Consider the following 8,985-nt stretch of genomic DNA (forward strand, 5'->3'; position numbering starts at 1 on the left):
GTCGTGACCACAGCGATTGCGGCCGCCGGGCTGCTCCCAGGCTGCCTCGGCTCGAGATCGGCCGGCTGCAACGCTTCCAGCGCGGCGAGTCCCGCTCCGGTCAGCCTTCCGCTGCCCCAGGACTTGATGAGCCGAATCAACCGATCCCGGTGACGGCTCCATTGAGCCGGTGTAAGCAGCTGTACATTCATTTGTTTATGCGCCTCCAGCCTTCCCCTGTTTCGGCGAGCGCATCAGGTACGATCCGTATTGGAAAATGCGCTCGAGCGATTTTTTGCGGATGTGGGGCTCGTCGAACTTCATCGGCTTGGCGTTGGCTTCGAAAAACCAGAGGCCGCCTTCCACGTCGACGCCGAGATCCATCGACATTTCGCCATGGCTTTGTCCGCTGGCCGTCTCGATTTGGCGGGCCAGCTGCACACAGGCGCTCCGGGCCTTGCTCATGAGCTCGCGGGCTTCCTGAGGGCCGAAGGCATGCTGAAGCAGCTTCTCCGGATCCTCGATGCTGCCTCCCCGGGGGACATGGGTCGTGATGCTGCGGGAGCCCGCGAGACGGGCGCCGATGCCGGAAACGGCCCATTGGCCGCTTCCGTTTTTCTGCACGAGCGCGCGGAGGTCGAACCTGCGCTCCTGGTACAGCGCGAGGTCGATGCCCTGCTGGGCGATATACGACACGCCGCCGCTCTCTCTTAGAATACGCGACCACAGCTTGCTTATCGTCGCGCAATTATACGTGCTGCTTTTTTTTCTTTTGCTGGATGCGCAGACGGTAAGGCAGCGTCTTGCCCTCCATCACCCGGATGGTCATGATTCCCTTGCCTGCCTTGCCGCTGACCGGCTTCAGGTAGAGATAGGGATGCTTGCTGATCATCCGGCCGAGGCCGGTGACCGAAACCATTTTGCGGGTGGACGGAATATACCGATTCGTCGCCTGGGATTTCTTCAGCCACTCGAACAGCTCCCATTTGTTGAAGAAGGAAGGATTGAAGACGCCTTTGATCCGGGGATGCTGCTGGCACAGCCGGAGCTTTTGCTGCACCTTCGGCCGCATTTCGTCCTCGCGCTGGGGAATCCGGTTGTAGACGAGGTCGGGGAAGGGGAAGCGTCCCTTGACCCATTCCCCCGTCTTGTCGTTCAAGCCGTAGCCGCTCAGCATCGGTTCGGTGAAATTCAGGCTTTTGCAGGGTAGGACATAGACGGTGAAGCCCATGTCGCGTCCGGTTTTGGCTACGTCGGCGAAGTTTTCGCGATTGCCTCTGAATCCGAGCAGCCGATCCGACATCGTCAGGATAGCCAGAACCGGCCGCTTGGAAGCCGGGTCGGCCGGAGGATAGCCGGGAATTTGCTCAAGCTCCATCAGCTGTCCCTCCCCCGGAAGCGGCTCAGGTACAGGCAATGCTCCAGAATATATTCCAGGGAGGCGCGGCCTTCCGTCTTCAAGGAGGGATGCTTGAATATGGACCGTCCGGGCTTGGCGTTGGCCTCGAACATCCAGACGTCGCCGTCCTTGTCGATGCCGATATCCAGGCCGAGCTCGCCCAGACGGTGAGGATAGTTGCGCTCGATCGCCTCCGACATCTTCACGGCTACTTTTTTCGCCTTTTCGAGCACTTCGCTCGTCTCGCCGCCGAATGCGCGCGAGAGGGCGCTTGCGGGCGTCATGAGGGAGCCGCCATTCTTGATATGCGTCGTGACGCTGCCGCGTCCCGCTTTTTTGGCGCCGATGCCGGCGGTCACCCATTCATTGCGCCCGTTCTTGTGCATGTGGAAGCGGAAGTCGATCGGGCAGGCGTCGATTTCCACAAGCCGGATGCCCTGCTGCACGACATAACCGCCGAAGGAGCTTCCGATGCGGGCATGCAGCGTCTTCATGAGTCCCTGAAAGGTGCTGAAGCGCAGCAGCACGTTTTTGCCCCCGCTGCGGTAGCGGGCGAAATAGCCTTTTTTCGGCTGGTAGGTGAGGCGGTAGATGCCGGCTCCGAGGCTGCCGCCGGATGGCTTGAAGTAGACGAAGTTGTGCTTGCTCAGCAGCTCCTTGATCTTCTCCTCCGTCGGCGCGGATACCGACTCCGGCAGATGGCGGAGCGCCTCGACATCCTTGTCGAGCAGCTTGTAGACATCGGATTTATTGAAGAAGCTCCAGTTGAAGAAGGGGATTCCCTTGCGCACGAAGCGTTCGCGGAGCGTGGAAATATAGGTGCCGGTCTCGGCCTTGCGGCTCGGCAGGCGGTTGTAGACGACATCCGGAAGAGGCACGGTCTTGCGGTACCAGCTGCCGTCGGAATTCAGGAAGTAGCCGTTCACCGTCTCCTGCTGCCAGTTGATGTCGCGCGGGGCGAACCCGAAAAAGTAGGCTTTCTTGTCTCCGATGCGGATCAGTTCCTTGATGAAGCCGGTGCGGGAGCCGAACGGCAAGGCGGAGGACACATAGCCGTCGCTCAGGATGCCGACGAGCGGCCCGAATTGCACCTCATCCTCGTTCGCATGCAGCATGAATACGTTGCCGGACTTCGGAACGCGGATATGCTGACGGATGGCGGAGCCGAGGTACACATGGTTGCCCTCCCCCTTGACGGATTTCACCGAGGCCGTTACCGTTTCCCTTCCCAGCTTGATCGAGCGTCATCGCCGGCGCCACAAGCGCCAGGCAGCTGGAGGCGAACCTCCGCAGCCTCGAGCTTGCTCTGGAGCCGTCCATCAAGGACGAGCTTGAGCGGATCAGCCGCCCGTTCCGCTACGGCGAGCCCTTTGCGAGCTACCGGTTGTAGAGAGGCGGCCAGCCGTAAGGCCTCATGCCTTCCCTCCCGATCATGAACCCCCTGGTCGCGCTATGGTTCAATGTGACGGTTTGGCAGCGCGGCCGTGCCGGATGCCGATGGCTTTGACAACTGGGCGCTCTATCCGGATAAACGGCTTCCGCGGAACCATGTCCGGCCTCTTACGGCGATCGCCTCTTTGGCGGCCTTTATCCTGGATTTCCGCAAGCTTTCTTGATGTTTGGGTTTGAAGCGCATCCTTTCCATTCCATGTTCCCAAGTGCTTCAAAGGGCATGGTTGGCGTGTATGAATGCACAGACCTTATGAAAGCTTAAAGGAGATTCCTATGCCCTCTCCATCCCTGTCCAAAGCCCATCGCACGACATGGCCTCGTCTGGTCGGCCTCATCCTGTTCGCCATTCTCATGATTTCAGCCTGCTTGTACCATTTGCGCGAGCCGGAAGGCTTCGCCTCGATGCTGCCCGGCTGGGTCCCGCTGCGGGTCCCGATCATTTACGCGACGGCCGTGCTGGAAGCGGCTATTGCCGTGCTGCTTCTCCTTCCGGCTGCGCGCGGCTGGACCGGAAGGGCGACAGCGCTGTATTTGATCCTCATTTTTCCTGCCAATATATATGCGGCGGCCCAAGGAATTCCGTTTCCCGGAACCGAGCACACCTCCCCTGCGGCTCTCTGGCTCCGGCTGGCGTTTCAACCGCTGCTGGTCTGGTGGGTGCTCTGGTGCTCGCGTTACCCGTTTCCCGGCAGCTCCCGGACCGCTCCTCGCCCGGAATAGCTTCCCGAAAAGAAACGGCGCTGCAGGAAACAAGCGGCGCTGCATGGGCGGTTTATGAATCAAGCGGCGCATGGGAGGTTTAAGACAAGCGGTGCATGGGCGGTTTATGAATCAAGCGGTGCTGCTTGGAGACTCAAGCATGGCATGAACGCTTCTGGAACAAGGTTCCGGGCTCGACCTTCGTTGGTTTGAAATACAGAACGCCCTCCGGCCATGCCGGAGGGCGTTCTGCTTTTTGTAGAAAGAATCAGGCAAGAGCAAGTGTGCCATGGCGATTAGCCGTTGAAGACATCAGCCCACGTCTCTTTCAGTGGCCGCCCATCATCATTTGCGGTTCCGGACTCCGTTCGCTTCCGTCCGCGCCTTTCTGAGGCTTCGGCTTATTCAGCAGGAATCCGACGAGAACGCCGAGCACGGCGACCCAGATCAGAATCGCGAAGGTATCGCCATAAGAAGCTGTCAGCAGCTTATGGGGATCCTGGCCGAGCTGCGGCGAATAATGCTTGATGCGGCTCGTCACGTAAGTGGACAATCCGGCGATGGCCAGCGACGAGATGACCTGCTGAAGCGCGGCCGTCAGCGAGGTGACGCGTCCGACCAGATGAGCCGGAGCCGATTGGATGATATGCGTGTTGAGCGGCATCATGGAGATGCCCATGCCGGCGCCAAGAAGGACCAGCGGCAGGATCATGCCCGATACGCCGGTGTCGACGGTAATGCGGGAGAACAGGAAGGCTGCGCCCGTAATCAGGGTCAGCCCGCTGATGACGAGCGGACGAGCGCCGATGCGGTCGTACAGCCTGCCTCCGATCGGCATGAAGAGGCCCGCCGCCAGCGCTTGCGGCAGCAAGACGAGGCCGGTTTCCAGAGGCGTATAGTTTTTCCCGGTTTGGAGGAACAGCGGAATCATGAAGATCGTGCCGAAGAGCGCGATCTGGGAAATCCACTGGACGATGACGCCCCGAGAGAAGTTGGCGGATTTGAACACCCGCAGCTCAAGCAGCGGATTGCGTCGACGAAGCTCGACGATAATAAAGATAATCAGCGATACGCCACCGACAACAAGGCCGGTAATCGTTCGCGCAGAGCCCCAGTCGGTGCCGCCTTCGGATACGCCATAGGCGAGACCGGCGAAGGCAAGAGGGCCGAAAATCATGCCTTTGATATCAAGCTCCGGAACGCTCTGCCGATCGATGGCAGGCAGCGTGCGCAGGCCGAGCAGGACGGCGACGACGCCGATCGGAAGGTTGATGAGGAAGATCCAGTGCCAGGATACGTCCTGAACGAGCCAGCCGGCAACGACCGGGCCGAGCGCCGGAGCGAGCAGCATCGGAATGCCGATCATGCCCATTACGGCTCCGACCTTGCCTGGAGGAGCGATTCGGTAGGTGAACGCCATGGCGATCGGCGCAACCATGCCGCCGCCGAGCCCTTGCAGCACGCGGTAAATGATCAGCTGATCCACAGTCGTCGCCAAGGCGCAGAGGCCCGAGCCGACCGTGAACAAGATGACGGAGACGAGAAAGATCGTTTTGGCCCCGAAACGGTCGGACAGCCAGCCGGCGAGCGGAATGACGGCTGCCTGGGCAAGCGCGTAGCCGGTTACCGTCCACTGGACCAGAGTCAGCGAGGTGACGCCGAAATCTTGCTGCAGCTGGGGCAGCGCCACGTTCATCGCCGTCCCGTCCAAAATGACCATGAACATGCCGATGATGATGGCGACCAGCGGCACCATGATGGCGCGCATGGATACTTCCGCTGCTGCGGAAGGCGAGGCTTGAGGTTGGCTCGACACCGGTTTCCCACTCCTTGTTTCCACGGTTTCCGTGGTTTCTCTTTGTCGCGTTCATTGACCGTCTGCCAGCAAAAAGATACAATATGGACACTGAGCAACGATGCCCCGACTGACAGCGGACAATTGTCCGCTAATGAACGTATTGACTATAGCGGACAATTGTCCGGGTGTCAATACGGCTATTTTGCTATAGAAAGATGTGACGTTCATGTCTTCGATTTATAAGCGCAAGGAGTCCCAGGAACTCAGCGAGTCGATTCTAGAAACGGCCCGCGCCTTGTTCGCCGAGCACGGCGTCGACGCCGTGAGCATGCATCAGATCGCCAAGACGGCCGGTGTCGGCCAAGGCACGCTTTACCGCCGCTTTTCACAGAAGGGCGAGCTGTGCATGGAGCTGATGGAAGATTATTTCAACGGGCTTCAGGAAGACGTCCAACGGTCTCTAACCGAAAACGCTTCCTTGGCGGTGAAGGAGAGAGCGACGCTCGTCATCCGCGAGCTTGTGCTGAATCTGATGAACAATATCCAGCTGATGGAAACGATCTACGCCGCCATTTTCGCCGGACGCAGATGCGAGAAGGAAATGTCGACCTTTTTCGACTCTCCTCCTTACCAATTCCTGTTCGGCACGGTGCAGGGACTGCTCCAGGAGGCCGTAGATACCGGCGCTGCCGCAGCGGGAGTCTGTCCGCCCATCAACGCCCATCTGCTCATATCGACGCTCGCCCCCCAATCGCTGAACCATCTTCGCGACCAGACCGGCTATACGCCGGAGGAGCTTGCCGGGGTTATCAACCGGACCATCGTCCATCCCCTGTTTGTCTGAAGCGAATGAGCCGGTTGTTGTCCGGCCAGAATGAGCCGGCAGCAAGGATGATTCGGCAGGATGATTCGGCAGCAAGCAAGGGCTTGCATCTTTAGCACTTCATTTTCACCCCCATATTGTCAGCCGGTCATGAAGAACATGCCGCCATGGTCCGCAGCTTTGCTGCGGCCAGGGCGGCTTTTTTTCTGCCCGTTGGATGGGTTGCATCATACCTGGTTAACCAATCTAAAGGGAGTGATAGCTATGCAATCTTTATTCGAGACGGAATACGAGGCTTGGCTGAGCAAGAACATCCAGGAAGAAGAAAACCCGCGCAGGAGAGAGCGTCTCGAAGTCGGTCTCGGACATGGTACGGTTGAATTCCTCCGAACGGTCTGGTTTCCTTCCGTCGGCCGCTTTGAACATTTGTATCCCGAGTGGGAAGTGAGAGATTTTGCCAACGGCTATCGGTACCTGGATCTGGCCTATAGACCCGGAAACGCCAAAGGCGGCATAGAAATCCAAGGTTACGGACCTCATGCAAGGGATTTGGACGTTAGACGCTTCAAGGATCTCTGCCGACGTCACTGCCTGCTGGCATTGGACGGGTGGATATTCCTGCCGATAGCCTACCCGTCCATTGTGGACGAGCCCAAGCAATGCCAGCAGCTGATTTTGGCTTTTATCGGCAAATTCGTAAGCACGGATCTGTCGGCTTCCCTTACGGCAGCCGAGGCCGAGGCTCTCCGCTATGCAAGGCGGATTCTGCGCCCATTCAGTCCGCTGGAGTTTGCAGCCCATATCAAGGTCAGCGACAGGCACGCCAGGCGGATTCTCGGAAAACTGGCCTCGCTTCAGCTGTTGAGAGCGGCAAGCGGCACAAAACGCATACGGTCCTATCAAATTTGGCTTTAAGGGAATTTGAGCGAGATGTATATCGAGCTGGTTAACGAGCCCATGCTCGTACGCTTTACGGTCGATGGTTCATGGTGGGGATTATCGTGCTGATTAACTAATTCATGCTCATGTTCATCAAGGCTGATGGTCATAACGGGGTTGTTTTGCGGGTTAACTACCTTAGTGCCAGTACGTTTCATGTCGATGTTTCATGGCGGGAATGATCTTGTTGGCCAACTAACTCATGCTTTGCACTTCAAGGTAATTGGTTCGTGGCGGGGGTTGTTTTGCGGGTTAACTACCTTCTGCTCGTACGCTTCATGTCGATGTTTCATGGAGGAAATGATCTTGTTGGCCAACTAACTCATCCATTGCGCTTCAATGTCGCAGGTTCGTGGCGGGGGTTGTTTTGCGGGTTAACTACCTTAGTGCCAGTACGTTTCATGTTGATGTTTCATAGCGGGAATGATCTTGATAGCCAACTAACTAACTCAAGCTTTTGCTCTTCAAGGTCGTCGATTCATGGCGAGGACTTTCTTGCTGGTTAATTACCTTAGTGCCGGTACGCTTCATGTTGATGTTTCATAGCGGGAATGATCTTGATAGCCAACTAACTAACTCAAGCTTTTGCTCTTCAAGGTCGTCGATTCATGGCGAGGACTTTCTTGCTGGTTAACCTAACTATTCTCGTACGTACTCTCGGAAGTTATCTTACTAGTTAACTGCCCTGCACTTGTGCTCTCCGGACGGCTGTTCCGATTTTTATGCAAGACCAGCTTAGGAGCATGTAAGATGTGATGCCGTTCTATCGGACATACGATCCGTTATTTAGGCCATTTACTCCGTTATAAAAAATTTAACGGACATCAGATCCGCTATTTTGAGTGAAAAGGCTGTTTTCAGCTCATTTTCCGCCAAATAACGGATCCTATGTCCGATAAGTCAAAAATTATGGGGGTTATTCCAAAATAACGGATCCTATGTCCGATAAAAGTCCAGCACTTTGTACCCACTTCGTTGTTATGACACTGGATTCCCCTAAATTAAACTGCAAGCGCCCATACTGCCACGCAGCGGCAATGCTGCTCCCCCCTCTGCCGGGTCTCCCTTACGGGCATGCAAAGCAAGGCCATGCTGCCCCTCTGCAGGGGATCCCCTTACGGACATGCAAAGCAGGCATTGCTGCCCCTCTGCCGGCCCCCGTACGGCCACGCAGCAGCGATGCTTCTCGCGCTTCGGCCTGTCTGCGCCACCCAGCCGCGCAGCGGCAACGCAGCTCGCTTGTCTGCGGCCCTACTGCAGCGACGCGCTCCGCGGAGAGCCTGCCCCCGCCCTAGCGGGGCCGAAGCCAGCGCCGCGTCCACTTCCGTACGGGACGGAAGCCCGTCCTGCGCGCCGAAGCGCGTGWCCGACAGCGAGGCGGCCTGCACGGCGAACGCCAGCGCTTCGCGCAGCTCGCCGTCATTCGGCGCGCTTCCGCCGCCAGCCGCAAGCTCCGCCAGCTTCACGCACAGGGCCGCGTTCAGCGTATCTCCGGCGCCGGTCGTATCCACGACCTTCACCTTCGGGGCGGCCACGGTCTGCAGCTTGCCGTCCTCGCCGAGGAAGGAGCAGCCCGCGCCGCCGCGCGTCAGAGAGAMACGCGGCTGCTTATAAAAGTCTTCTGCTGAAGGATGTGATCTATGCAATTTTTTTAGAATCTCTGAGAAAACATCATCTAACGTGAGTTTTTTAAATTAGCAAGGAACTCACTATTAATTTCTCTATCCAATAATTCAATTTTAAAATTCGAAATTTAATACAGTAGATATGTCTTTATAAATTTCATCAATACCGCAATCAAGTGAATACCATCCATCTAAAGTAACTGAAATTCAAATCCGCTAGTTGTAATTTGGGCCAAAAATACGTGGCTTCTGCCAAGGTTGTTGGTATACA

General features: G+C 57.3%; 8 protein-coding genes and 1 pseudogene. 3 read left to right on the forward strand and 6 right to left on the reverse strand.

The features are described from left to right. The 4 genes and pseudogenes from BN871_RS15105 to BN871_RS15115 all read right to left on the reverse strand — a co-directional run. Positions 1-191, reverse strand: a 191-nt coding sequence (locus BN871_RS15105) for a hypothetical protein (protein ID WP_048747030.1), incomplete at its 3' end; no start/stop codon positions are given. 4 nt (positions 192-195) lie between these two features. Then, complete coding sequence (locus BN871_RS30245; RefSeq protein WP_374725886.1) at positions 196-675, reverse strand: YheC/YheD family protein; 480 nt, start codon at positions 673-675, stop codon at positions 196-198. Between the two features lie 52 nt (positions 676-727). Next, complete coding sequence (locus tag BN871_RS30250) at positions 728-1,357, reverse strand: YheC/YheD family protein (RefSeq protein ID WP_374725887.1); 630 nt, start codon at positions 1,355-1,357, stop codon at positions 728-730. Beyond that, positions 1,357-2,616, reverse strand: a pseudogene (locus BN871_RS15115) (YheC/YheD family protein); the annotation flags it as partial. The gene BN871_RS30250 and the pseudogene BN871_RS15115, both read right to left, overlap by 1 nt. Positions 2,617-3,103: 487 nt before the next feature. On the opposite strand from BN871_RS15115, the gene BN871_RS15120 reads away from it, so the two are divergent. After that, the gene (locus BN871_RS15120; protein ID WP_048747032.1) at positions 3,104-3,550 is read left to right on the forward strand and encodes a hypothetical protein; all 447 of its coding nucleotides are present in this window, start codon (positions 3,104-3,106) and stop codon (positions 3,548-3,550) included. A gap of 307 nt (positions 3,551-3,857) precedes the next feature. Here the strand turns inward: BN871_RS15120 and BN871_RS15125 are convergent, their stop codons facing one another. Beyond that, a complete protein-coding gene (locus BN871_RS15125; protein WP_048747038.1) occupies positions 3,858-5,297 on the reverse strand; it encodes an MDR family MFS transporter in 1,440 nt (479 codons plus the stop codon). Positions 5,298-5,553: 256 nt separating this feature from the next. On the opposite strand from BN871_RS15125, the gene BN871_RS15130 reads away from it, so the two are divergent. Together BN871_RS15130 and BN871_RS15135 are read left to right on the forward strand one after the other, a co-directional pair. Continuing rightward, on the forward strand, positions 5,554-6,171 hold the full coding sequence (locus BN871_RS15130) for a TetR/AcrR family transcriptional regulator (RefSeq protein ID WP_048747034.1): 618 nt from the start codon (positions 5,554-5,556) through the stop codon (positions 6,169-6,171). A 243-nt stretch (positions 6,172-6,414) separates the two neighbouring features. Continuing rightward, positions 6,415-7,065 carry a hypothetical protein gene (locus tag BN871_RS15135; RefSeq protein ID WP_048747035.1) on the forward strand — a complete coding sequence of 217 codons (651 nt, stop codon included), beginning with the start codon at positions 6,415-6,417 and terminating at the stop codon, positions 7,063-7,065. A gap of 1,139 nt (positions 7,066-8,204) precedes the next feature. Here BN871_RS15135 and BN871_RS29670 read toward each other — a convergent pair. Next, complete coding sequence (locus tag BN871_RS29670) at positions 8,205-8,735, reverse strand: PfkB family carbohydrate kinase (RefSeq protein WP_048747036.1); 531 nt, start codon at positions 8,733-8,735, stop codon at positions 8,205-8,207. Positions 8,736-8,985 lie beyond the last annotated feature (250 nt).

Origin of the sequence: Paenibacillus sp. P22 (assembly GCF_000469945.2) — a bacterium.
In the GTDB taxonomy this organism is placed as follows: domain Bacteria; phylum Bacillota; class Bacilli; order Paenibacillales; family Paenibacillaceae; genus Paenibacillus_O; species Paenibacillus_O humicus.

What these genes read in the sequence shown, in the direction of transcription:
- BN871_RS30250 (WP_374725887.1), bottom strand. Translation starts at nt 1,357, where the DNA reads ATGGAGCTTGAGCAAATTCCCGGCTATCCTCCGGCCGACCCGGCTTCC.
- BN871_RS15120 (WP_048747032.1), top strand. Translation starts at nt 3,104, where the DNA reads ATGCCCTCTCCATCCCTGTCCAAAGCCCATCGCACGACATGGCCTCGT.
- BN871_RS15125 (WP_048747038.1), bottom strand. Translation starts at nt 5,297, where the DNA reads ATGCGCGCCATCATGGTGCCGCTGGTCGCCATCATCATCGGCATGTTC.
- BN871_RS15130 (WP_048747034.1), top strand. Translation starts at nt 5,554, where the DNA reads ATGTCTTCGATTTATAAGCGCAAGGAGTCCCAGGAACTCAGCGAGTCG.
- BN871_RS15135 (WP_048747035.1), top strand. Translation starts at nt 6,415, where the DNA reads ATGCAATCTTTATTCGAGACGGAATACGAGGCTTGGCTGAGCAAGAAC.